General features: G+C 55.2%; 19 protein-coding genes. 7 read left to right on the top strand and 12 right to left on the bottom strand.

Features of this window, described 5'->3' with window-relative positions; all coding sequences use genetic code 11:
* The first annotated feature begins 58 nt into the window (after positions 1–58).
* The 3 genes from malE to malG all read left to right on the top strand — a co-directional run bounded on the left by malE (position 59) and on the right by malG (position 3,961).
* Positions 59–1,249 (top strand): maltose/maltodextrin ABC transporter substrate-binding protein MalE, encoded by a 1,191-nt coding sequence (gene malE / locus SOM82_RS01120; protein ID WP_154126824.1) that lies wholly within the window; start codon positions 59–61, stop codon positions 1,247–1,249.
* Positions 1,250–1,370: 121 nt separating this feature from the next.
* Positions 1,371–2,915 (top strand): maltose ABC transporter permease MalF, encoded by a 1,545-nt coding sequence (malF, locus tag SOM82_RS01115; protein ID WP_154126823.1) that lies wholly within the window; start codon positions 1,371–1,373, stop codon positions 2,913–2,915.
* A 155-nt stretch (positions 2,916–3,070) separates the two neighbouring features.
* The gene (malG, locus tag SOM82_RS01110) at positions 3,071–3,961 is read left to right on the top strand and encodes a maltose ABC transporter permease MalG (protein WP_154126822.1); all 891 of its coding nucleotides are present in this window, start codon (positions 3,071–3,073) and stop codon (positions 3,959–3,961) included.
* 213 nt (positions 3,962–4,174) lie between these two features.
* On the opposite strand, the gene psiE is transcribed toward malG, so the two are convergent.
* The 6 genes from psiE to pgi all read right to left on the bottom strand — a co-directional run bounded on the left by psiE (position 4,175) and on the right by pgi (position 10,825).
* On the bottom strand, positions 4,175–4,585 hold the full coding sequence (psiE, locus tag SOM82_RS01105) for a phosphate-starvation-inducible protein PsiE (RefSeq protein ID WP_154126821.1): 411 nt from the start codon (positions 4,583–4,585) through the stop codon (positions 4,175–4,177).
* A gap of 450 nt (positions 4,586–5,035) precedes the next feature.
* Positions 5,036–7,132 carry a YjbH domain-containing protein gene (locus tag SOM82_RS01100; RefSeq protein ID WP_320461227.1) on the bottom strand — a complete coding sequence of 699 codons (2,097 nt, stop codon included), beginning with the start codon at positions 7,130–7,132 and terminating at the stop codon, positions 5,036–5,038.
* Positions 7,132–7,869, bottom strand: coding sequence for a capsule biosynthesis GfcC family protein (locus SOM82_RS01095; RefSeq protein WP_320461226.1), 738 nt, complete (start codon positions 7,867–7,869; stop codon positions 7,132–7,134). The genes SOM82_RS01100 and SOM82_RS01095 overlap by 1 nt, the downstream gene beginning before the upstream one ends.
* Complete coding sequence (locus SOM82_RS01090) at positions 7,866–8,504, bottom strand: YjbF family lipoprotein (RefSeq protein WP_320461225.1); 639 nt, start codon at positions 8,502–8,504, stop codon at positions 7,866–7,868. The genes SOM82_RS01095 and SOM82_RS01090 overlap by 4 nt, the downstream gene beginning before the upstream one ends.
* A gap of 63 nt (positions 8,505–8,567) precedes the next feature.
* Positions 8,568–8,810, bottom strand: coding sequence for an exopolysaccharide production protein YjbE (gene yjbE, locus SOM82_RS01085; protein WP_095280315.1), 243 nt, complete (start codon positions 8,808–8,810; stop codon positions 8,568–8,570).
* Positions 8,811–9,175: 365 nt separating this feature from the next.
* Complete coding sequence (gene pgi, locus SOM82_RS01080) at positions 9,176–10,825, bottom strand: glucose-6-phosphate isomerase (protein ID WP_320461224.1); 1,650 nt, start codon at positions 10,823–10,825, stop codon at positions 9,176–9,178.
* A gap of 374 nt (positions 10,826–11,199) precedes the next feature.
* On the opposite strand from pgi, the gene lysC reads away from it, so the two are divergent.
* From lysC to SOM82_RS01065, 3 genes are all read left to right on the top strand, one after another.
* A complete protein-coding gene (gene lysC / locus SOM82_RS01075; protein WP_154126817.1) occupies positions 11,200–12,549 on the top strand; it encodes a lysine-sensitive aspartokinase 3 in 1,350 nt (449 codons plus the stop codon).
* Between the two features lie 92 nt (positions 12,550–12,641).
* A complete protein-coding gene (panS, locus tag SOM82_RS01070) occupies positions 12,642–13,586 on the top strand; it encodes a ketopantoate/pantoate/pantothenate transporter PanS (RefSeq protein ID WP_320461223.1) in 945 nt (314 codons plus the stop codon).
* Between the two features lie 63 nt (positions 13,587–13,649).
* Entirely contained in the window at positions 13,650–13,922 is a 273-nt protein-coding gene (locus SOM82_RS01065; RefSeq protein WP_100778081.1) for a YjbD family protein, read from the top strand.
* Here the strand turns inward: SOM82_RS01065 and rluF are convergent, their stop codons facing one another.
* The 5 genes from rluF to metH form a co-directional block, all read right to left on the bottom strand.
* On the bottom strand, positions 13,923–14,804 hold the full coding sequence (rluF, locus tag SOM82_RS01060) for a 23S rRNA pseudouridine(2604) synthase RluF (RefSeq protein ID WP_320461222.1): 882 nt from the start codon (positions 14,802–14,804) through the stop codon (positions 13,923–13,925).
* A gap of 84 nt (positions 14,805–14,888) precedes the next feature.
* Entirely contained in the window at positions 14,889–15,215 is a 327-nt protein-coding gene (locus tag SOM82_RS01055) for a helix-turn-helix domain-containing protein (RefSeq protein WP_320461221.1), read from the bottom strand.
* Positions 15,205–15,513, bottom strand: a complete 309-nt coding sequence (locus tag SOM82_RS01050; protein ID WP_320461220.1) for a type II toxin-antitoxin system RelE/ParE family toxin — start codon at positions 15,511–15,513, stop codon at positions 15,205–15,207. Before SOM82_RS01050 ends, SOM82_RS01055 begins: the two co-directional genes overlap by 11 nt.
* A gap of 165 nt (positions 15,514–15,678) precedes the next feature.
* Entirely contained in the window at positions 15,679–17,310 is a 1,632-nt protein-coding gene (locus tag SOM82_RS01045) for a Na/Pi cotransporter family protein (RefSeq protein WP_320461219.1), read from the bottom strand.
* Positions 17,311–17,478: 168 nt separating this feature from the next.
* Positions 17,479–21,162, bottom strand: a complete 3,684-nt coding sequence (metH, locus tag SOM82_RS01040) for a methionine synthase (RefSeq protein WP_320461218.1) — start codon at positions 21,160–21,162, stop codon at positions 17,479–17,481.
* 194 nt (positions 21,163–21,356) lie between these two features.
* Between metH and iclR the strand changes: the two genes are divergently transcribed.
* Complete coding sequence (gene iclR, locus SOM82_RS01035) at positions 21,357–22,184, top strand: glyoxylate bypass operon transcriptional repressor IclR (protein WP_154126811.1); 828 nt, start codon at positions 21,357–21,359, stop codon at positions 22,182–22,184.
* Between the two features lie 59 nt (positions 22,185–22,243).
* Here iclR and aceK read toward each other — a convergent pair whose 3' ends face one another.
* Entirely contained in the window at positions 22,244–23,971 is a 1,728-nt protein-coding gene (gene aceK / locus SOM82_RS01030; protein WP_320461217.1) for a bifunctional isocitrate dehydrogenase kinase/phosphatase, read from the bottom strand.

The following is a 23,971-nucleotide window of genomic DNA, read 5'->3' as shown; positions in this document are numbered from 1 at the left end:
AGTCACGTTGAACCACCTCAGTGTATCCACGAGCACATCACCAAAAAGGATGGCAGATATGAAAATCAATACTGGCGCACGCGTTTTCGCATTGTCCGCCCTGGCAGCAATGATGATTTCCGCACCGGCTCTCGCCAAAATTGAAGAAGGTAAACTGGTTATCTGGATTAACGGCGACAAAGGCTATAACGGCCTGGCCGAAGTGGGTAAGAAATTCGAGAAAGACACCGGCATCAAAGTCACCGTTGAACACCCGGACAAGCTGGAAGAGAAATTCCCGCAGGTTGCCGCCACCGGCGATGGCCCGGACATTATCTTCTGGGCGCATGACCGTTTCGGCGGCTACGCGCAATCTGGCCTGCTGGCTGAAGTGTCTCCGGATAAAGCTTTCCAGGACAAACTGTTCCCGTTCACCTGGGACGCAGTGCGTTACAACGGCAAACTGATCGCCTATCCGGTGGCGGTTGAAGCCCTCTCCCTGATCTACAACAAAGACCTCGTTCCGAACCCGCCAAAATCCTGGGAAGAGATCCCGGCTCTGGACAAAGAGCTGAAGGCGAAGGGTAAGAGCGCGCTGATGTTCAACCTGCAAGAACCGTACTTCACCTGGCCGCTGATTGCTGCCGACGGCGGTTACGCCTTTAAGTTTGAAAACGGCAAATATGACGTGAAAGACGTGGGCGTGGACAGCGCTGGCGCGAAAGCCGGTCTGACCTTCCTGGTCGACCTGATTAAAAACAAACATATGAACGCGGATACCGATTACTCCATTGCCGAAGCGGCGTTCAACAAGGGTGAAACCGCGATGACCATTAACGGTCCGTGGGCCTGGACCAATATCGACAAGAGCAAAATTAACTACGGCGTCGCACTGCTGCCAACCTTTAAAGGCAAAGCGTCAAAACCGTTCGTTGGCGTGCTGAGCGCAGGTATCAACGCCGCCAGCCCGAACAAAGAGCTGGCGAAAGAGTTCCTCGAAAACTATCTGCTGACCGACCAGGGTCTGGGTGAAGTGAACAAGGATAAACCGCTGGGCGCTGTTGCCCTGAAATCCTTCCAGGATACGCTCGCGAAAGACCCGCGTATTGCCGCCACAATGGATAACGCCCAGAAAGGCGAAATCATGCCGAATATCCCGCAAATGGCGGCGTTCTGGTATGCCACTCGTACCGCCGTCATTAACGCAGCAAGCGGTCGTCAGACTGTCGATGCCGCGTTGAAAGATGCGCAGGGTCGTATCACGAAGTAATGTTTTTATCCCCTCTCCCTTTTCAGGAGAGGGTTAGGGTGAGGTCGCATGTTTCCCCTCATCCCGACCCTCTCCTCTGAGGGGAGAGGGAGAACAAATCAAGCTGTAGAGGAATATCCCCATGGATGTCATTAAAAAGAAACACGGGTGGCAAAGCGACACGCTGAAATGGTCAGTGATAGGTCTGCTGGGCTTACTGGTGGGTTACCTTGTTGTTTTAATGTATGTGCAGGGGGAGTACCTGTTCGCCATCATGACGCTGATTTTAAGCTCAGTTGGCCTGTATATTTTCGCCAATCGTAAAGCCTATGCCTGGCGTTATGTCTATCCGGGTGTGGCCGGGATGGGGCTGTTCGTGCTCTTCCCGCTGATCTGTACTATCGCTATCGCATTCACTAACTACAGCAGCACCAACCAGCTCGCGCAGGAACGCGCCCAGCAGGTGCTGATGGACCGCTCCTATCAGGCCGGGAAAAGCTTTAACTTTGGTTTATATCCGGCGGGTGACGAGTGGAAGCTGGCCCTGACAGACGACGAGAGCGGCAAAAACTATGTCTCCGACGCCTTCAAATTTGGCGGCGAACAGAAGCTAACGCTGAAAGAAGCCGATGCTCTGCCGGAAGGCGAGCGCGCGAATCTGCGCATCATTACCCAGAACCGTCAGGCGCTGACGCAACTCACCGCGATTCTGCCGGACGAAAGCAAAGTGATCATGAGCTCGCTGCGTCAGTTCTCCGGCACGCAGCCGCTCTATACCAAAGCCGATGACGGTACGCTCACCAACAACCAGAGCGGCGTGAAATACCGTCCGAACAACGAGATCGGTTTCTACCAGTCCATTAACGCTGACGGCAACTGGGGCGACGAAAAACTCAGCCCGGGCTATACCGTCACCATCGGCTGGGACAACTTCACCCGCGTCTTCACCGACGAAGGCATCCAGAAGCCGTTCTTCGCCATTTTCGTCTGGACGGTCGTCTTCTCGGTCCTGACGGTCATTCTGACCGTGGCGGTCGGCATGGTGCTGGCCTGTGTTGTTCAGTGGGAATCGCTGAAAGGCAAAGCCATCTATCGCGTGCTGCTGATTCTGCCGTACGCCGTGCCGTCGTTTATCTCGATTCTGATTTTCAAAGGGCTGTTTAACCAGAGCTTTGGCGAAATCAACATGATGCTGGGCGCGCTGTTTGGCATCAAACCGGCCTGGTTCAGCGACCCGACCACCGCCCGCAGTATGATTATTATCGTCAATACCTGGCTCGGCTATCCGTACATGATGATCCTGTGCATGGGCCTGCTGAAAGCGATTCCGGACGATCTGTACGAAGCTTCCGCGATGGATGGCGCCGGCCCGTTCCAGAACTTCTTTAAGATTACGCTCCCGCTGCTGATCAAGCCGCTGACACCGCTGATGATTGCCAGTTTTGCCTTTAACTTTAACAACTTCGTACTGATTCAGTTATTGACTAACGGCAGCCCGGACCGTCTCGGAACGACTACGCCAGCAGGCTATACCGATCTGTTAGTGAGCTACACCTACCGCATCGCCTTTGAAGGCGGCGGTGGTCAGGACTTTGGTCTGGCGGCGGCGATTGCCACCCTGATCTTCCTGCTGGTGGGCGCTCTGGCGATTGTGAACCTGAAAGCCACACGTATGAAATTTGACTAACTGGAATCACCAGGCGTCATTGGCGCAGCCAGTTTGGGCGCTGCCAGCGCGCAAGAACCGGAGCGTACACGAAGTACGTGAGGATTCTGAGCACTGCCAGCATTCAAAATGGCAAGCAAAACAGCCTGGAGCGGTATTAAGGAGTAAAGAATATTATGGCTATGGTACAACCCAAATCTCAAAAACTTCGCCTGCTGGTGACGCACTTAGGGCTGCTGATTTTTATCGCCGCCATTATGTTCCCGCTGCTGATGGTTATCGCCATCTCCCTGCGTGAAGGGAACTTCGCCACCGGGAGCCTGATCCCGGACCAGATCTCGTGGGAGCACTGGAAGCTGGCGCTGGGCTTCAGCGTCGAACACGCCGATGGCCGCGTGACGCCGCCGCCTTTCCCGGTGCTGTTATGGCTGTGGAACTCCATCAAAGTGGCCGGAATTACCGCTATCGGGATTGTGGCGCTCTCCACCACCTGCGCGTATGCCTTTGCCCGTATGCGTTTCCCGGGTAAAGCGACGCTACTGAAAAGCATGCTCATTTTCCAGATGTTCCCGGCGGTGCTGTCGCTGGTGGCGTTGTACGCGTTGTTCGACCGTCTCGGCCAGTACGTGCCGTTTATCGGTCTGAATACCCACGGCGGTGTGATCTTCGCGTATCTGGGCGGTATCGCCCTCCACGTCTGGACGATTAAAGGCTATTTCGAAACCATTGATGGCTCGCTGGAAGAGGCGGCGTCACTGGATGGCGCCACGCCGTGGCAGGCATTCCGCCTGGTGCTGCTGCCACTGTCGGTGCCGATTCTGGCGGTGGTGTTTATTCTGTCGTTCATCGCGGCCATTACCGAAGTTCCGGTCGCTTCCCTGCTCCTGCGCGATGTGAATAGCTACACGCTGGCAGTGGGGATGCAGCAATACCTCAACCCGCAAAACTATCTGTGGGGTGACTTTGCCGCAGCCGCTGTTCTCTCGGCCATCCCGATTACCGTGGTGTTCCTGCTGGCCCAGCGCTGGCTGGTCAACGGCCTCACGGCGGGCGGTGTTAAAGGTTAAGTTTCATCATGTTATGCCACTGCAACCCTCAACTTTGACGTATTGACCCAACTCCCACTCTTTCGGGGTGCTGGAAGGCGGCAAGTGAGTGAATCCCGGGAGCTTGCTCAAACAGGTGACCAGGGTGAACGAACGCAGCCAACGCATCAACAACCTGAAAGATGACGAGTTAACTTGTGACTGTTGTTTGGCGGCCTTTGGGCCGCCATTTTTTTATTCGCGTTTCAGCCGCTTAGAGTTACACAGCCAGAGAGTGATGACTAACAGCAGGATCGCCGCAGAGTAGATCAGCACATCGATCGGTGATTTGTGATCGACGATGATCAGCCGCACAATCGCCGTGATGCCGATGTAGACAAAGTAACGCAGTGGAAAATGAAAGCCAGACTGAAAGTACTTCACAATCAGGGCGATAAATTCGAAGTAGAGAAAGTAGACCACCAGTCCTTCGACCAGCTCATATTTGCTGGTTTGTTCAGGGGCGAAGAGCACATCGGCAAGATGCACCGTTTCTTTGCCCAGAAAAACGACCAGTATCAGGCCAAGACTCAACAAACCGAGGCTCAGCACGGTCTGGAGAATCGTTGAGATAAACTCAACGCGCGGGCGAGTCAGTGATGACATACAGCACCTCGGTCTCAGGGGTGAGGTACTTGTATAACGTAAAAATGTGACAGGGATCTATATTTTTTGCTTATGTTTTTATGCAATGGCGAGGAGACCCCTGACCCCGGCCCTCTCCCCAAAGGGGCGAGGGAGAAAAGACGGCTCTGAACGATCCCCTCTCCCACACTGTACAGGGCAAGGGGGAAAAGGCGGCTCCGGGCGCTCACCTCTCCCACACTGTACAGCGGCAAGGGGGAAAAGGCGGCTCCGGGCGATACCCTCTCCCACACTGTACAGCGGCAAGGGGAAAAGACGGCTCTGAGCGATCCCCTCTCCCACACTGTACAGGGCGAGGGGGAAAAGACGGCTCCGGGCGATCCCCTCTCTCACACTGTACCGGAGCGAGGGGAAAAGACGACGCTGAACGATCCCCTCTCCCCTTTGGGGAGAGGGTTAGGGTGAGGGGTATCAGCGGAAATTCACGCTCCGGTCGCTGGTCATGTCATACAGCTGGAACTTACGGCCCAGCGGCTGACCCCCATCACGCGTCAGCGGTGTCCAGCCCACCGCAGCACGGCTGCGCGTCGGGCCTGACGAGAAGAGATCCAGCGGGATAGACACATACACCCCTTTGGTGAAATCCCCTTCCCCGTATTCGTCTGGCGACACGTTGGTAATGGTCGCGTAACCGCCCACCACCACGCCGCTGTCGAAGTGTTTGGAGATATCCAGCGTACCACCTTTATCACCCGCCAGATATTGACCGACGCTGGCTTTTACCAGCACGTCCTGGGCAAACGACGGCGTCCAGTAGGCGGTGAGATGGCCGGTTTTCACGCTGTAATCGGTGAACTTCATCATGTCCTGCGCGCTACGCCAGTCACGCTGTTTCACGTAGTTGGCATCAAGGCCGAACGCCCAGTTGCTGTCGACCGGACGATAGAGCACTTCTGCGCCCGCGCCGCCGTACATGGTTTCCAGATAACCGCCGTACACCTGACCGTAAAAACCGTTGCCGAGATACTGGAAGTAGTTGGCCTGCAGGTTATTCACATAGACATCGTTCTGCACATATTCACGCACGCGGGTACGCACGCGCGGCAGCTTAGAGTCGCTCGGCGGATTGGTGTAGTTAAATTTGTCGTAGTTATTGGCAAGGTTACCGAAGACGCTCCCGGTGGTCAGCAGGTGATCCGTCATCCACAGATCTGCCGTTGCCATCACGCCAAGCTGATACATGTAAAAGTTTTCAGGTCCGCCAACCGACTGGTTTAACACCGGATCGATATGGAAATCGAAGCGGGATTTATCAATATACCAGCCCTGCTCGGTGCTTTGCGGAACCACCGGCTCCACGCGTTTTTGGACCAGCTCGGTTTCATGTCCCAGCGGTTCGCCCTCCAGATGACGCTTCAGGCTGGCGACATCCGTTTCGGTCGTGACCTGCGGCATATTGAGGCGATTTTCAGTGACGCGGATCGTGCGGATCCCGTCCGGCAGATCGTTCATCACGATCCGGTTTGCCCGTTCGATGCCTTCGCGGGAATCACGGTATTTGACCTGTTCTCCCGTGACATACAACGTGTCGCCCTGCGTCTGGATCTTCGGATCCGCAAGGCCCGCATTGTATTTCAGCAGGGTAAGCTGATTGGCCACCACCGAGTGCTGTATGATGGCATCCTGCGGCTCCGGCTGATATTTTGGCCGCGCGTTATCGTTGTATGACGGGCGCATGTCGTTAAAGTTGGTTCGCAGCGTGACCCCAAACATCAGGGTGTTGCCGCGCTCATAGCTGAGGTTAACGTCGGCCCAATCGGCGACACGGTAAATGGCGCCGACGTTAAACTTGCTCTTCTGCTCGATCTTGCCAGCAAAATCCTCGGTGTAGTTGTTGCCTTCATACTCAAGTTTCAGGCGCAGCGGTTGCCACGGCGTCTGGTATTCCACGCCGCCGAACAATGACGCCGGACCATGGAACATCTGATCGCCGTTCACCGAGCCTGCTTTCTGGTAACTGTTATCGCGATAGCAGTATTTATCGCTGTAAGAGCAGAACGGACTTTTCACATTCCCGCTGGTACCGAGATAGCCCCAGCCCATCCCCAGAGAGAAGTCGAACGGTCCCCAGGCTTTGTTGGCGACAATGTATTCGGCATCGAACAGGCCCGTACCGCCGATATCGCGCGCGCCGACGGAGACCTGCGGCATCCAGTAGCTCTCTTCCCACAGGCGTAATTTGACGTCGAAGGCTTTATCTTTGTAGGTCTGATCGCCGGAGAAAGCATCCACGCTGCTGTACTGTTTCGTTCGCACATCGGTGTAACGCAGGGTGGTTTCCAGCCACGGAAACAGCTGCACCGAAGCCGAGTAATAGCGGTACTGATCGTTGTCGCGATAGTTGAGGCTGATTTCGCCCTCGCGCGCCATGCGTGCCGTTGGCGTTTGCATCAGGCCGACGCCGCCAAAATCTGACTGCGACGGCCCGACAGGAGCGGGAAAGGTTTCGGCATGGCAGGCGGCGCTGACGCACAGCGCCAGCATGCTGTAGAGATAAGTTCTTTTCATTAATCCGGTATCCGCTGCGTCAGGGAATGAAGGATGTCGGTGTTCAGCCCGTCATACGCCTTCGTCCAGAAATGGTCGGCAAAGCCGACAAAAATCACGCTGCCCGGCATGGGTTCGATATGACGTTTATTCCAGTACGCCACCGGTGCTTTTTGCGTGCGGCCATCGGGATAAACCACCCACGCATAGCTGCGTTCGGCGCCCGACAGCAGGCTTTGATCATCCAGATAACTCGCCAGGTCGCGTCCCGGTGTAAACGGTTTTTTGCCGGGGTGACTCACCAGCCCCATCACCGTGACGGTGGAAGGCTGGGGGGTGATCCACAGGGTATATTCCCCTTCCAGAGACGGATTGCCGGTGTCCGTCACCCGCACGACATCGGGATCGAGGTTAATCTTTTGCCGTCCCGTTACCGTGATGGCTTGTAACTGCTGGCGCATGGCGTTAATGGCCGCGGCCCTGTCACCCTCTTCCTGCCCGGCCAGCCCGGTCAGTCTTGCCAGCAAGGCGTTGTGTTTTTGTTCTGCCAGCGCCGTGGCCTGATGCTCGCTGATCACCGCGCCTGGCCACCAGCTGTTTGCCAGTCGGGGCTGTCCGACTAAATCAATGAGGTGCTCGGCATTCGATAAGGTTTTCGGCTCTTTGTTCTCTGGGGTGTAGACCTTAACGGTCCCCGCCGCCCACGCCAGCGGCGCAGCCAGACTCATAAACAGTGCAAGGCTTGTTATGATTTTCATTGTTTTGCCGCCTTGATCAGGGTGGCTTTCACCGGGAAGTAATGAGCGCCAAGGTACTGCAACGACTGGCGAATCTGCCCTTCATCATCCACCCAGAAGCGGTTATGCCAGGTCGCCTGGTCGGTGGTGACTTCTTCATCCAGGATCCGTACCTGAGTTTCATCGCTACCCAGTTTTACGCTGTCAGTGCCGTCCCAGCGGAAAACGGACCGCGCGGTGGCGTATCGCACCTGCTGGTGCTCCGTCCAGCCCATCGTGCGCGTCCAGCTTGCGCCATCCACAATTTGATTGGGTTTGATCAGCGGGTCTGCCGCGAGGTTGTTCACTTCAAGCAGGTTGTCGCCGCCGAGCAGGGTTTTCACGATTCGGCCATGCTGTGTCACGAGGGTGGCCTGATCCTGCGTCACCCATTTCTGCAGCCCGTTTTCGGCGAAAGCGAGTACCACAAACAGTTGCGGTCCCCCGTTTAACTGCATGTACTGGCTGGCATACGGCATGTTCTGGATATCATCATCGGTAAGATGGACGCCGGGCGTACCGAAGACGCTGTCCCACAGTGAATGTCCCAGCCCTTTAGTGGTGGCTGAGCACGCCTGCAAAAGCAGGCAAATCAGGATGATTGCAGGTCGCTTCACGACTCTTCTCCGAAGGGGCGAAATAACCACACCGAAGTGTGGTTATGGTTAATACACCCGTTATTACTGAGTGCTTGTTGTCGTGGTGGTCGTGGTTCCGGTATTGGAGCCATCACCGCCACCGGTTGCCGCCAGAGCGACACCCACGGCTGAGCCTACGGTGCTCGTTGCGGTCGCGGTAGAACTTCCCGCTGACGCAGACGTTGCTGCCGAGCCTGCTGCTTCTCCGACCTGAACCGGAGCCGCATAGACAGACGTCGCCGCAAGCGCAGATATGGCAAAAATGCCATACAGTACTTTTTTCATAACAATTTCCCTTCAATGAATGAATGGAGATTTGCCCAAAAAGAAATTCGGGCGGATTCGAGTATACACAACTAAAGCAGACGGATTGGCGAACGGGGAAATAGCAAGGCGGTTTTAGGATAAATGGATGAAAGGAAATACAATCCACTAAAGAATATAAAATAAGATAATAAAATTCAGATGGTTATAATAAAATCACAACCAGTAAATCTCCGTATATTCCTAAAATTACCCGTAGTGATTAACAGGGTAATCAGCCTTTTCGGAATAAACTCAGAATAGAAATTTGCGCCAGGTAACGGACAACCGGAATTATCCGATAAAAAAATGCCGGCATTTCGCCGGCATTGATATGGGAATATTAATTATCCGCGCCAGGATTTATAGCGATTAATCAGACCATTTGTTGAACTGTCATGGCTGTTAATATCTTTATCGTCACCCAGCTCCGGCAGAATGCGATTAGCCAGCTGTTTGCCCAGCTCTACGCCCCACTGATCGAAGGTGAAGATATTCAGGATAGCGCCCTGCGTGAAGATTTTGTGCTCATACAGCGCAATCAGCGCACCCAGGCTGAACGGCGTGATTTCGCGCAGCAGGATGGAGTTGGTTGGACGGTTGCCTTCAAACACTTTGAACGGGACAACGTGGTCCAGCGTCGCCGGATCTTTACCCTGATCGCGATACTCTTGCTCGACCACATCGCGGGCTTTACCAAACGCCAGCGCTTCGGTCTGCGCGAAGAAGTTAGACAGCAGCTTCTGATGATGATCAGACAGCGCATTGTGGGTCACTGCCGGTGCGATAAAGTCGCAAGGAACCATTTTGGTGCCCTGGTGGATCAGCTGGTAGAACGCATGCTGGCCGTTTGTGCCCGGCTCACCCCAGATAATTGGGCCGGTCTGGTAATCCACCGCGTTGCCGTTACGGTCAACGTACTTGCCGTTGGATTCCATGTTGCCCTGCTGGAAATACGCCGCAAAGCGGTGCATGTACTGGTCGTACGGCAGGATGGCTTCGGTTTCAGCACCAAAGAAGTTGTTGTACCAGATGCCAATCAGCGCCAACAGGACCGGCAGGTTTTTCTCGGCCGGGGTGGTGGAGAAGTGCTTGTCCATCGCATGCGCGCCGGAGAGCAGCTCAACAAAGTTGTCGTAACCCACGGACAGGATGATCGACAGACCGATCGCTGACCACAGGGAGTAACGACCGCCGACCCAGTCCCAGAATTCGAACATGTTCGCGGTATCAATGCCGAACTCGCCCACGGCTTTGCCGTTGGTGGAGAGCGCCGCGAAGTGTTTTGCGACGTGTTTGTTGTCGCCCGCTGTGGCCAGGAACCAGTCGCGCGCGCTGTGGGCGTTGGTCATGGTTTCCTGGGTGGTGAAGGTTTTAGACGCGACCAGGAACAGCGTAGTTTCCGGGTTCACTTTCTTCAGCACTTCGGCGATGTGAGTCCCATCGACGTTAGAGACGAAGTGCATGTTCAGATGGTTTTTGTACGGGCGCAGCGCTTCGGTCACCATGAATGGGCCGAGGTCAGAACCACCGATACCAATGTTCACGACGTCAGTGATCGCTTTACCGGTGTAGCCTTTCCAGCTACCGGAGATAATGGCTTCAGAGAAGGTTTTCATCTTCTCAAGCACGGCGTTCACTTCCGGCATCACATCTTTGCCGTCAACAATAATCGGGGTATTGCTACGGTTACGCAGCGCGACGTGCAGTACAGCGCGGTCTTCAGTACGGTTGATTTTCTCGCCGGAGAACATGGACTTGATAGCCCCTGCCAGATCGGTTTCTTTCGCCAGATCCTGCAGTTTGGCCAGCGTCTCTTCAGTGATGCGGTTTTTAGAGAAGTCCACCAGCATCAGATCGTCGAAGGTCGCGGAGAATTTGCTGAAACGATCGCCGTCTTTCGCGAACAGATCCGCGATAGTGACGTCTTTCATTTCGTCGAAGTGTTTTTGTAGTGCCTGCCAGGCAGAAGTCTGCGTTGGATTGATGTTTTTCATTAGCAATACTCTTGTGATTTGAGAATTGTGACTGCGGTCGATTGTAGCGCCTGCGCGCGGAAATTGTGATGGTTTTTATGCCATTGCCCTGGCCTGCATCAAACGGGCGTGAAAAGACTCAAAAAGTATAGCCGTTGAAGCCAGCCCCTGAAGGGGTTGAATGTCGTCCAGAATGCCGTGAATCGGAGGATAAAATAGTGCCTTGTTATAAGTCCTGTTACTAAGGGATACCCCCCCATGAAAAATCCGCATAATCCCAGCGTTGACAGGACTCCCCCCGCATTTTATTTATAGGGCGGTATTTGCGCCTGCACCTGTCTTCGTTTCGTTCTTGTGCCATGGTCGCTTTATTCTTTCCCCGACACGAGGATGTTATGACGAGTTTTGTTGTCGCCAAGTTTGGCGGTACCAGCGTGGCCAATTACGAAGCCATGAACCGCAGCGCCGATGTGGTGCTGGCCGATCCACACACCCGCATGGTCGTACTTTCAGCCTCTGCTGGCGTGACGAACCTGCTGGTTGCCCTGTCAGAAGGACTGGAAGCGACCGAACGCTTTGTGAAGCTCGATGCGCTGCGCAAAATTCAGTTTGATATTCTGGAGCAGATGCAGAATCCACAGGTGATTCGCGAGGAAATTGAACGCCTGCTCGAAAATATCACCACCCTGGCAGAAGCCGCCTCACTGGCGACCTCTACCGCGCTTACCGACGAACTGGTGAGCCACGGTGAGCTGATGTCGACTCTGCTGTTCGTTGAAATCCTGCGTGAGCGCGACGTGCTGGCGCAATGGTTTGATGTGCGTAAGGTCATGCGTACCAGCGATCGCTTTGGTCGCGCGGAGCCTGACGTTGCTACGCTTTCTGAGCTGGCACAACAGCAACTGGCCCCACGCCTTGCCGAAGGCATTGTCATCACTCAGGGCTTTATCGGGAGTGAAGCCAAAGGCCGCACCACGACGCTGGGCCGTGGCGGTAGCGACTATACCGCGGCGCTGCTGGGCGAAGCGCTACACGCCACCCGCGTGGATATCTGGACCGACGTTCCTGGGATCTATACGACCGATCCGCGCGTCGTGCCTGCCGCGAAACGTATTGATGTTATCGCCTTTGAAGAAGCTGCGGAAATGGCGACGTTCGGGGCGAAAGTGCTGCATCCCGCCACGCTGCTGCCCGCGGTACGTAGCGATATTCCGGTGTTTGTCGGATCGAGCAAAGACCCGAAAGCAGGCGGTACGCTGGTGTGCAATAAAACCGAAAAACCACCGCTATTCCGTGCCCTGGCGCTGCGTCGCAAGCAGACGCTGGTCACGCTGCACAGCCTGAATATGCTGCACTCTCGTGGGTTCCTGGCGGAAGTGTTTGGCATTCTGGCGCGCCACAATATCTCGGTGGATCTGATCACCACCTCTGAAGTGAGCATTGCGTTGACGCTCGACACCACCGGCTCAACGTCTACGGGCGATACCCTGCTGACGCAATCGCTGCTGATGGAGCTTTCTGCCCTGTGTCGCGTTGAAGTGGAAGAAGATCTGGCGCTGGTCGCGATCATTGGCAACCAGCTGTCACGCGCCTGCGGTGTGGGTAAAGAGGTCTTCGGCGTGCTGGATCCGTTCAATATCCGCATGATTTGCTACGGCGCATCCAGCTATAACCTGTGCTTCCTCGTACCGGGTCACGAAGCCGAGCAAGTCGTGCAGAAACTTCATCATAATTTGTTTGAATAAAATTCCTTAGCACGATAAACATTACCTATAGCCGGGCTCGAACCCGGCTTTTTTATAACTAAATAACACAACGTCATCGCAAGGAATTCACTATGTTATCCGCTATCACGCGGCTGTTCCCGTTATGGGCGCTGCTGCTCTCTGTTCTCGCCTATTACACGCCATCGACCTTTACCCCAATTGGCCCGTGGGTCACCACGCTGCTGATGCTGATTATGCTCGGGATGGGCGTGCATCTAAAAATTGACGACTTTAAACGCGTGCTGTCACGCCCGGCGCCCGTCGCGGCGGGGATTTTCCTGCACTATCTGGTGATGCCGCTGGCTGCCTGGCTGCTGGCATTAGCGTTTAAAATGCCGCCGGACTTATCCGCCGGGATGGTGCTGGTGGGCAGCGTCGCCAGCGGGACGGCATCGAATGTGATGATCTATCTTGCCAAGGGCGATGTGGCGCTCTCTGTCACCATCTCTTCGGTCTCCACGCTGGTGGGCGTGATTGCCACTCCACTGCTGACGCGCCTGTACGTGGATGCGCATATTCAGGTGGATGTGATGGGTATGCTGCTCTCCATCCTGCAAATCGTGGTGATTCCGATTGCGCTCGGTCTGGTCATCCATCACCTGTTCCCGCGAGTCGTGAAAGCCGTGGAGCCTTACCTGCCTGCGTTTTCGATGGTCTGTATCCTGGCGATCATCAGCGCCGTGGTTGCCGGGTCGGCATCGCATATTGCGTCGGTAGGATTTGTGGTGATCATCGCGGTAATTCTGCATAACACCATTGGGCTATTGGGCGGCTACTGGGGCGGGAAGCTGTTCGGCTTTGATGAATCGACCTGCCGCACGCTGGCAATTGAAGTGGGGATGCAGAACTCAGGGCTGGCGGCAGCGCTCGGGAAGATCTACTTCTCTCCGCTCGCCGCACTGCCGGGCGCGCTGTTCTCGGTATGGCATAACCTTTCCGGCTCGCTGCTGGCGGGCTACTGGTCAGGAAAACCGATTGACGAACCGCCGAAAAAAGAAGTGGTGAAAGAAAGCTAATTCGCTTCGCGCAAGCCCTGGCTTGCTTTACACTGAAGCCTCTATTCTCAAGAGGCTTCAGGTATGTCCACACCGAGATTGACCCAGAAAGACATGACGGAAAGCGAGCAGCGCGAACTGAAAACCCTGCTCGATCGCGCACGGATTGCACATGGTCGTACTCTGACAAACGCTGAAACCAATCAGGTTAAAAAAGAGTACATCGACAAACTGATGGCTCAGCGTGAAGTTGAAGCAAAAAAAGCCCGCAAGCTTAAAAAGGCACAGGCTTATAAACCAGATACGGAATCAACCTTCTCCTGGTCTGCCAATACTTCACCCCGTGGAAGGCGCTAATTAGCGCCCTTTCTTTTTCCGCCCTGGCGATGCAAAGCGCTTACGATTTGCCATCTCTGCCGGGGTTTTCGCCATGTTCTTGCCGCTGCCGCTGACCGGTTTTTTGGCCGGCGTCGAGGCGGTTTTTGGTTTCGCCTTCGGCTTCGCCGTTTTCACCTCGGACGTCGAGTTCTCAATCAGCTTGAACAGCTCAATCAATTCATCACCCGTTAAATCACGCCATTCACCCTGCGGAATGCCGGAGAGACTGACGTTCATGATGCGCGTACGCTCAAGCTTCGTCACCTCAAAACCAAAATGCTCGCACATGCGGCGGATCTGGCGGTTTAACCCCTGAACCAGGGTGATGCGGAAAGTGAAAGGCGCCTCTTTTTTCACTTTGCATTTCTTAGTGACCGTGCCGAGGATCGGCACGCCCGCGCTCATACCGCGAATAAACTCGTCCGTGACGGGCTTATTCACGGTAACTAAATACTCTTTCTCATGGTCGTTGCCGGCACGCAGGATTTTGTTCACCAGATCGCCATGGTTGGTGAGAAAAATTAGCCCCTGAGAGTCTTTATCCAGGCGGCCAATCGGGAAAATACGGCTGCTGTGGTTAACGAAATCGACGATATTATCCCGCTCGCCCTCTTCCGTGGTGCTGACAATACCCACTGGTTTATTCAACGCGATAAACACCAGATCCTCTTCGTCTCTGGGCTCAATAAGCTGACCATTCACTTTCACCACATCGCCAGGGACCACCTGATCGCCGATGGTGGCGCGTTTACCGTTGAGAAACACGTTACCTTGCTCAATGTAACGGTCAGCTTCGCGGCGTGAGCAGATTCCGCTCTCGCTAATGTATTTGTTGAGTCGGGTTGATTGGGTGGGCAGCATAATTTCTCCTTAATGGGCGAAATATACCTTAGGTTTGGGCTGGTAAAAAGATTAGCCGACGATAACCGAGAGGGATTATTCAGTTCATTGCGCGCCGCTAAAGCTGACTCTGAGGCATCCTGGCGTGGTTTTCTCTTTACCAACCACGATATTAATATCACGGCCTAGTCTCACCAGGCACTCAAGCATCTTCGCCTCACTGATCCCGCGAAACTGCCCACGCAGCATGTTTGAGAGCTTAGGTTGAGTCATGCCCAGCATAGTCGCCGCCTGCTGCTGCGTGAAACCTTTGCGTTGCAGGATGTCACTTATCGCCAGTGCCAGCTGAGCTTTTAACTGCATCTGGTCCGCATCAAGTACATTGAGATCGGAAAATACATTACCGCTGCCTGATTCCACTTCATGAGACATTTTTTGTCCCCTCCGCATGCTGCTGCGCGGCCTTTAGCCGCTGAGTGATCAAATCGATTTCCGGTTTTGGTGTCGCTTTACCTGAAACCGACTTTTTCTGAAAGGCGTGGAGCACGTACACCGCATCTTTCAGTTTGATGGTATATACGGCGCGCCAGGTGTGCCCCTGGAAGTCTTCAACGACCTCAAGCACGCCTGCTCCGCCAAATCCTTTTAAGACTTTCACCTGAGGGTGATGCCTGCTCTGTTGCGCGAGCCATAATGCATAGCCAAAGACGTCCTGCACTTGCTCTGGCATGGCCTGCAGATCTTTTCTGGCTTGACCAACCCAATACAACGGTTGCTCATCCTTGCCTCCAATTATACCCATATGGGTATAAAAATCTATCCCGAAGAAAAAGGATAAAACAACAAACCCCGCATCAGGCGGGGTTTGTTTCAGATTTGCGAGGCGCTTTCAGAACTAATACTCATCCCTTTCATCATCTTCATCCGGCTGCTCCATGACGCTATAGGCCACCGAGCAGAACAGGGAGTTGAGACGTTTCATGTCACCGAGCAGCCCCAGATGCAGGGAACTGGTTTCGATACTTTGCACGTTTTGCTGATGCAGGCGATCAACATGCGCGTGCGAATAACGACGGTTGAGAATGCGGAAGCGGTGTTTGTTGCGGCGCAAACGACGCGCACTGGGAACATCGCCGGAGAAAAAGACCGACATCGCCAGCTGCAAATTGCTGAGCAATTGCTCCAGCAGCGCATCCAGCTCAGCAACGCCTTCCAGTGAGAACGCCCGGCGGGCGGCCAACGATTTATCTGCAATTTCACTGCCCATGCGCTCGACAATATCCGATGCCTGCTCAAGGTTCAGCGACATCTCAATAATCTCCGCCCAGCGGCGTGACTCCTCTTCTGCCAGCTCATCCTGCGGCATTCGCGCCAGATACAGCTTGATGGCGGTATAGAGCACGTTGATATCGTCGGCCAGCTTGCGCAGCTCTTTTTCCTCGCGCGGCTCGCCGTGCATGACCTTTTTTAGGCCATCCAGCATCGTCTCCATCGCATCGCCCATACGCAGCGTTTCGCGGGCGGCATTCGCCAGCGCAAGTGCCGGAGTATCGAGAGCGGTGGTATCCAGATGCTTCGGTTTCAGGCGCGCATCCAGTTCCGGCTCATCGCGGATCATGCGTTTGCAGAACCGCGCCATCGGCCCGGCGAACGGCACCATCGCGAGACAGCGCACCAGGTTGTAGAAGACGTGGAAGTAAATAACCAGTTCGGCTTTCGGCAGCGGCAGGTTATCCATCAGATTCGCCAGCGGATGCACAAACGGCAGGATGATCAGACTGCCCACCAGCTTGAACAGCAAACTGCCCAACGCGACGCGACGGGCGGCCGCATTGGCTCCGCTGTTATTGAGCATCGCCAGCAGGCCAGATCCCAGGTTGGCACCAATCACCAGGCAGAGCGCCACCGGGAAGGAGATCGCGCCTGCGGTGGTCAGTGTGGCGGTCAGCAGCACCGCCGCCAGGCTGGAGTAACTGATGATGGCAAACACCGCGCCAATCAGCGCATCCAGCATGATATCGCCCGTCAGCGAAGCAAAAATCACCTGCACGCCGTTGGCCTGGGTGATCGGCGTGACCGCCTGCACAATCAGTTCCAGCGCCAGCAGAATCAGCCCCAGACCAATCCCCACGCGCCCCAGTTGCCCTTCGCGGGTCTGTTTGCGGCCAAGGAAGAAGATCACGCCAATGAAAATAAGCAGCGGCGAAAGCCACGAAAGATCGAAGGTGAGCACGCGCGCCATTAGCGCGGTCCCCACATCTGCGCCAAGGACGATAACCAGTGCAGGGGTCAGCGCCACCAGATCTTGCGCCACAAAAGAGGTGACGAGCATGGTGGTGGCATTGCTGCTTTGCACCAGCGCGGTAACGCCTATCCCCGCACAGAAGGCGAGCGGTTTCTTCTCAACGCTGCGGCTGAGGACGGTGCGCAAGCGCGCGCCAAACACACGCATCACGCCGGTACGGACGATATGTGTGCCCCATACCAGTAGAGCAACAGCCGATAGCAGGTGTAACAGAGTCAGCACGGATCTGGGTTCTCCTTATCGTTATACGTTTTCCTTTGACGGTTCTCTTCCAGTATAAGGGTTTAAACGTAAGAAAGAGACAGGGCGCCCTGTGAGCGCCCTGTATGTTGTAAGGAAAGGTGACGTATCGCGGTTTATTTACCGTCAGAACCGTTCTAAAACGCCGGATCAGTCGGCGTCGTAGCCCAGATTTGGCGCCAGCCAGCGCTCCACTTCTGACACGCTCATCCCCTTACGCCGCGCGTAATCCTCAACCTGGTCACGCTGAATTTGCGCCACGGCATAATATTTGCTGTCTGGATGGCTGAAATACCAGCCCGAAACGGACGCGCCAGGCCACATGGCGAAGGACTCGGTCAGTTTCATTCCGGTATGGGTTTCGACATCAAGAAGCTGCCAGATGGTGCCTTTCTCAGTGTGCTCCGGGCACGCCGGATAGCCAGGCGCCGGACGGATACCCTGATAATTTTCGCGAATCAGCTCTTCGTTGCTGAGGTTTTCATTGGCGGCATATCCCCAGTGCACTTTACGCACCCGCTCATGCAGATATTCCGCGAAGGCTTCAGCCAGACGGTCGGCGATCGCTTTCACCATGATTTTGTTGTAATCATCGTGCTGCGCTTCGTAGGCGTCGGCCAGCGCATCCTCTTCCAGTCCGCCGGTGACGGCGAATGCACCGATATAATCCGCTTTACCGCTCAGTTTTGGCGCAACAAAATCGGCCAGACAGTAGTTGGCAAAACCCACTTTCTCGGTTTGCTGACGCAAATGGCGGCTGACGGCTAACACGCTGGTGCGCGTTTCATCGCGATAAATTTCGATATCGTCCCCGACGCGGTTCGCCGGGAATAGCCCCACAACGCCGCGCGGATTGAGGCTCTTTTCTGCGCTGAGCTGGTCGAGAATATCGTTGGCGTCTTTGAACAGGCGCTGCGCCTCTTCGCCGACCACCTCATCTTCAAGGATGCGCGGATATTTGCCCGCCAGCGACCAGGTCATGAAGAACGGCGTCCAGTCGATGTAATTACGCAGGGTTTCGATACTGGCAGTAACGGCCTGAACGCCCAAACGATGCGCTACCGGCGGGGTATAACTTGCCCAGTCAAAGGCCAGATCGTTTTCCCGCGCGGCGGCCAGCGTAACCGGCGGCGTGCGGGGTTTCTTACGGGCGTGCTGGATACGAACGGTGTCGTACTCTTTGCGGGTTTTCGCCACAAAATCATCACGCTGGGTCGCAGAGAGCAATGCTGACACCACGCCCACGGTACGTGAGGCGTTCTGCACGTAGACCGTCGGCCCGCTGTAGTTCTGCTCGATTTTCACCGCCGTGTGCGCTTTCGAAGTGGTCGCTCCGCCGATCAACAACGGGATGGTAAAGCCCTGGCGCTCCATCTCTTTCGCCACGTTGACCATTTCGTCCAGCGACGGCGTAATAAGCCCGGAAAGGCCAATCAAATCCGCATTCACTTCGCGCGCGGTTTTGAGAATTTTGTCTGCCGGAACCATCACGCCGAGGTCGATGATTTCGTAGTTATTGCACTGCAGTACCACGCCGACGATATTTTTGCCGATATCGTGGACGTCGCCTTTGACGGTGGCGATCACCATCTTGCCGTTGGTCTGCCCTTTTTCTTTGCTGGCCTCAATGTAGGGTTCGAGATAGGCCACCGCCTGCTTCATGACGCGCGCGGATTTGACCACCTGCGGCAGGAACATTTTGCCCTCGCCAAACAGGTCACCGACCACGTTCATTCCGTCCATCAGCGGCCCTTCGATCACCTCAATCGGACGCGCGGAGAGCTGGCGAGCCTCTTCCGTATCCAGCTCGATAAATTCGGTAATGCCTTTGACCAGCGAGTATTCCAGACGCTTTTTCACGTCCCACGCGCGCCACTCCGCCTGCTGAACCTGAACACTTTCGTCGCTTTTACTGCCGCGATATTTCTCCGCCAGCTCCAGCATCCGTTCGGTGGAGTCGTCGCGGCGGTTGAGGATCACGTCTTCAACGGCGTCGCGCAGTTCGGCGGGCAGGTCGTCATAAATCGCCAGCTGTCCGGCGTTGACGATCCCCATGTCCATGCCGTTGCGGATGGCGTAGTAGAGGAACACGGCGTGGATGGCTTCACGTACCGGATCGTTACCGCGGAACGAGAACGACACGTTAGAAACGCCGCCGGAGATCAGCGCGTGCGGTAATTCGCGTTTGATATCTTCACAGGCGCCGATAAAGTCCTGCGCATAGTTGTTGTGCTCTTCGATACCGGTCGCGACGGCAAAGATGTTGGGGTCAAAAATGATATCTTCTGGCGGGAAACCGACCTCTTCGGTCAGGATTTTGTACGCGCGGCGGCAAATCTCAATCTTGCGTTCGCGGGTATCGGCCTGGCCCACCTCATCAAACGCCATCACCACCACGGCTGCGCCATAGCGTCGCACCCGTTTTGCGTGGTGGATAAACGGTTCAACGCCCTCTTTCATTGAGATGGAGTTGACGATGCCTTTGCCCTGAATGCACTTCAGCCCTTTCTCGATGACCTCCCACTTTGAGGAGTCAATCATGATCGGCACGCGGGCGATATCCGGCTCACCGGCAATCAGATTCAGGAAACGCACCATCGCCGCTTCGGCGTCGAGCATCCCCTCATCCATATTGATATCAATAATTTGCGCGCCACTTTCCACCTGCTGACGGGCAACGTCCAGCGCTTCGCTGTATTTCTCTTCTTTGATGAGTCGTTTGAACTTAGCGGAACCGGTGACGTTAGTTCGTTCACCGACGTTCACAAACAGGCTGTCTTCAGCAATCGTCAGCGGCTCGAGGCCCGCCAGACGACAGGCCACCGGCAGCGTTGGTAACGGGCGCGGCGGCAATCCTGCGACGGCATTACTCATGGCGGCAATATGTTCCGGCGTGGTTCCGCAGCAGCCGCCAACGATATTCAGGAAGCCAGACTCTGCCCATTCGCGAATTTGCGCGGCCATGGTCATGGCATCAAGATCGTATTCACCAAAGGCATTCGGCAGACCGGCGTTCGGGTGCGCCGTGACGTAGCACTCGGCGATGCGGGAAAGTTCCTGCACGTACTGGCGCAGTTCGTCAGGACCCAGCGCGCAGTTCAGACCAAAGGTGAGCGCATCAGCATGGCGCAGGGAGTTGTAAAAGGCTTCTGTCGTCTGACCGGAGAGGGTGCGTCCCGACGCATCGGTGATGGTGCCGGATATCATGATCGGCAGATCGACACCCAGTGCTTCCATCTCTTCTTTCACCGCAAAGATGGCGGCTTTCGCGTTCAGGGTGTCGAACACCGTTTCAATCATAATCAGATCGGAACCGCCTTCCACCAGCGCTTTGGTAGATTCACGGTACGCCACCACGAGCTGGTCAAAGGTGACATTACGGTAAGCCGGATCGTTAACGTCCGGTGAAATAGAGGCGGTACGGTTGGTTGGCCCGAGCACCCCGGCGACGTAGCGCGGTTTGTTCGGCGTGCGGGCCGTCCATACATCGGCACAGGCCCGCGCCATTCTGGCCGCTTCAAAGTTGATTTCTGCCGACAGGGATTCCATCTGGTAATCCGCCATGGCGATGGTTGTCGAGTTAAAGGTGTTGGTTTCAACGATATCCGCGCCCGCCTCAAAATAGGCGTTATGGATGGCCGCGATGACATCCGGTTTACTCAGCACCAGCAGGTCATTATTCCCTTTCAGGTCGCAGGGCCAGTCGGCGAAACGCTCGCCGCGAAAATCGTCTTCACTCAGACGATAGCTCTGGATCATGGTGCCCATGCCGCCGTCCAGCACCAGAATTCGTTCATTTAACTGCGCACGCAGTTGATCTACTTTGCTGCTCACACTCGCTCCCGACAACGCTCAACAAGGCCAAAAGGCCAGCAGTCCATACTGGCATAATCTCGCAGGGTGGAGAAGTCACCCAGCGTTAACATGAGACATGTTCACTATCACTCCTCCGATCAGTCAGGATAACGGTTGCAAATTCACCAAATAAAACGAAAATGATTTCCACGATACAGAAAAAGGATCTCACCATGGTCGCTACCGTTCCCGCTAAACGCGGCAGAAAACCTGCTGCTACCACGACCGCACCACCTGGTGGACAAGTACAGTCTCTGACGCGCGGCTTAAAACTGCTGGAATGGATTGCGGAATCCCACAGCAGCGTGGCACTTACCGAGCTGGCGCAACAGGCTGGCTTGCCAAACTCCACCACTCACCGTCTGCTAAGCACGATGCAGCAGCTGGGCTTTGTCCGTCAGGTGGGCGAGCTGGGCCACTGGTCGGTGGGTGCGCACGCATTTATTGTCGGCAGCAGTTTTTTGCAGAGCCGTAATCTGCTGGCAATCGTGCACCCGATCCTGCGCAAACTGATGGAGGATTCCGGCGAAACGGTCAATCTGGCGGTGCTCGACCAGAGCGATCATCAGGCGATTATCATTGACCAGGTGCAGTGTACGCAGCTGATGCGTATGTCCGCGCCGATTGGCGGTAAGCTGCCGATGCATGCGTCGGGCGCGGGGAAAGCGTTTCTGTCGCAGTTAAGCGAGGAACAGGTCACCGGCCTGCTGCATCGTAAAGGGCTACATGCGTATACCCATGCCACGCTGGTTTCGCCATTGCATCTGAAAGATGATTTAGCACAGACCCGCAAACGCGGCTATTCATTTGATGACGAAGAACACGCCCTGGGTCTGCGCTGCATCGCGGCCTGTATTTTTGATGAGCATCGCGAGCCGTTCGCAGCGATCTCCATTTCTGGCCCGATCTCGCGCGTCACGGATGATCGCGTCACCGAGCTGGGCGCGCTGGTGATCAAAGCGGCGAAGGAAGTGACGCTGGCGTATGGTGGGATGCGTTAAGGTTGAGTGCGGCCTGATACTTTCACTTCAGCCCTCTCCCACGGGAGAAGGTGAAAACACTAAATTGACCACCGCACACTGAAGCGTTGCCGTCTGCGGTAAGCATACACATCTTCTACGTACCCGTTTTTAATGCGGGTTTGTAAACCACGCCAGTACTCCGCGCGGAACAGATCTTCATGCATCTCGGCAAAAAGTGGCCCGATACGCGGATCGGCGCAGAGCCAGTGGCGAAATTCCTCCGGGAAGACATCCCCCGGCGAGACGCTGTACCATGGCTCGCTGGCCAGTTCATCTTCCGGATAACGGGCCGGTGGAATATCGCGGAAATTCACTTCTGTCATATAGCAAATTTCGTCGTAGTCGTAGAACACCACCCGCCCGTGACGCGTTACACCAAAGTTTTTAAACAGCATATCGCCCGGGAAAATATTGGCCGCTGCCAGCTGACGGATCGCGTTGCCGTACTCTTCAATCGCATCGCGTAGCGCCTGGCCGTCAACCTGCTCCAGCCAGATATTGAGCGGAACCATGCGACGTTCGATATACAAATGACTGATGACAATCTTATCGCCAAGATCGGTGATTTTTCCCGGAGCCTCCTGCAACAGCAACGCCATTAACGCGGGATCGATCTGGCGTTTATCCAGCACAAAATTTTCAAACTCCTGGGTGTCGGCCATCCGTCCGACGCGGTCATGTTCTTTGACCAGCTGATAGCAGGCGCGAACATGTGCTGCCGTCATCTCTTTCTGCGGCGCAAATTTATCTTTGATAACCTTAAACACCCGATCAAACCCTGGCAGGGTGAAGACCAGCATCACCATCCCACGGATACCGGGCGCTTCGATGAACTGCTCATCGGTGCTGGTGATGTAGTGCAGGTATTCGCGATAGCTTTCTGTTTTGGCGTGCTTCTGGCAGCCGATCGCCATATACAATTCGGCGGTGGTTTTGACGGGTAAAATCTCGCGTAGCCATTCGACCAGCGCGGCGGGGAGCGGCGCATAAACCATAAAGTAAGAGCGGGCGAAGCCAAAAACGATGCTGGCTTCGGCACTGGTGGTCAGACAGGTATCCACAAACAGCTCACCGTCATCGGTGCGATGAATGGGCATCAGGAACGGGATGGTGGTCGTGGAGTTGATCAGTTTTCCGACCAGCCAGGCAGCTTTATTGCGGAAAAACAGTTCGTTAGCCACCTCTAAATGGCTGTGCGCTAAGGTCTCAGTACCTATCGTTTCCGCCAGATGAGCAACGATATAACCTACGTCCCGGTCTTTGTTTTGCCAGGGCAGACGCAGCGGTAAATCGGACAGCACTTTTGTCAGTAAGCTTTCCCAGCCATTCTCCGGAAAGAAATCTTTCGCCAGCGGGCGCGGGATGGTGCGAAAACGACGCTCCGGCTGGGAGCTAAAAATAAATAGCCGCTCAGGAGATAACGAGCGGTGGTCAAATAACCGACAATAGACGGAGTTGAAAAAGCTTTCCGCAATCTCGAAGCGCGGGTAATCCGGCAACAAATGGGTGTAATGCTCTTTCACGCGGAGCAGGAAATCGGCGTCGGGGTTTTTGCCATCGGTGATGCAACGCAACTGCTCGACCACCAGACCCACGTGGTGATCGTAAAGATGGATACGCTGCTTCATTGCCTGTTGAACAGCATGCCAGTCGGCATGTTCAAAGCGCTGCTGCGCGCCCGAAGTCACTTCCAGAAAACGACCATACTGCGCGTCAAACCCCTGCAGGATGGTTTGTGCAATCAGTAACTCCAGGCCACGCGGCAT

The organism is Lelliottia sp. CFBP8978, from assembly GCF_034046055.2.
Taxonomy (GTDB): Bacteria; Pseudomonadota; Gammaproteobacteria; order Enterobacterales; family Enterobacteriaceae; genus Enterobacter.
The sequence above is the reverse complement of the archived record's forward strand: the minus strand, read 5'-3'. Positions and strand labels throughout refer to the sequence as shown.

What these genes read in the sequence shown, in the direction of transcription:
- malE (WP_154126824.1), top strand. Translation starts at nt 59, where the DNA reads ATGAAAATCAATACTGGCGCACGCGTTTTCGCATTGTCCGCCCTGGCA.
- malF (WP_154126823.1), top strand. Translation starts at nt 1,371, where the DNA reads ATGGATGTCATTAAAAAGAAACACGGGTGGCAAAGCGACACGCTGAAA.
- malG (WP_154126822.1), top strand. Translation starts at nt 3,071, where the DNA reads ATGGCTATGGTACAACCCAAATCTCAAAAACTTCGCCTGCTGGTGACG.
- psiE (WP_154126821.1), bottom strand. Translation starts at nt 4,585, where the DNA reads ATGTCATCACTGACTCGCCCGCGCGTTGAGTTTATCTCAACGATTCTC.
- SOM82_RS01100 (WP_320461227.1), bottom strand. Translation starts at nt 7,132, where the DNA reads ATGAAAAGAACTTATCTCTACAGCATGCTGGCGCTGTGCGTCAGCGCC.
- SOM82_RS01095 (WP_320461226.1), bottom strand. Translation starts at nt 7,869, where the DNA reads ATGAAAATCATAACAAGCCTTGCACTGTTTATGAGTCTGGCTGCGCCG.
- yjbE (WP_095280315.1), bottom strand. Translation starts at nt 8,810, where the DNA reads ATGAAAAAAGTACTGTATGGCATTTTTGCCATATCTGCGCTTGCGGCG.
- pgi (WP_320461224.1), bottom strand. Translation starts at nt 10,825, where the DNA reads ATGAAAAACATCAATCCAACGCAGACTTCTGCCTGGCAGGCACTACAA.
- lysC (WP_154126817.1), top strand. Translation starts at nt 11,200, where the DNA reads ATGACGAGTTTTGTTGTCGCCAAGTTTGGCGGTACCAGCGTGGCCAAT.
- panS (WP_320461223.1), top strand. Translation starts at nt 12,642, where the DNA reads ATGTTATCCGCTATCACGCGGCTGTTCCCGTTATGGGCGCTGCTGCTC.
- SOM82_RS01065 (WP_100778081.1), top strand. Translation starts at nt 13,650, where the DNA reads ATGTCCACACCGAGATTGACCCAGAAAGACATGACGGAAAGCGAGCAG.
- rluF (WP_320461222.1), bottom strand. Translation starts at nt 14,804, where the DNA reads ATGCTGCCCACCCAATCAACCCGACTCAACAAATACATTAGCGAGAGC.
- SOM82_RS01055 (WP_320461221.1), bottom strand. Translation starts at nt 15,215, where the DNA reads ATGTCTCATGAAGTGGAATCAGGCAGCGGTAATGTATTTTCCGATCTC.
- SOM82_RS01050 (WP_320461220.1), bottom strand. Translation starts at nt 15,513, where the DNA reads ATGCCAGAGCAAGTGCAGGACGTCTTTGGCTATGCATTATGGCTCGCG.
- iclR (WP_154126811.1), top strand. Translation starts at nt 21,357, where the DNA reads ATGGTCGCTACCGTTCCCGCTAAACGCGGCAGAAAACCTGCTGCTACC.
- aceK (WP_320461217.1), bottom strand. Translation starts at nt 23,971, where the DNA reads ATGCCGCGTGGCCTGGAGTTACTGATTGCACAAACCATCCTGCAGGGG.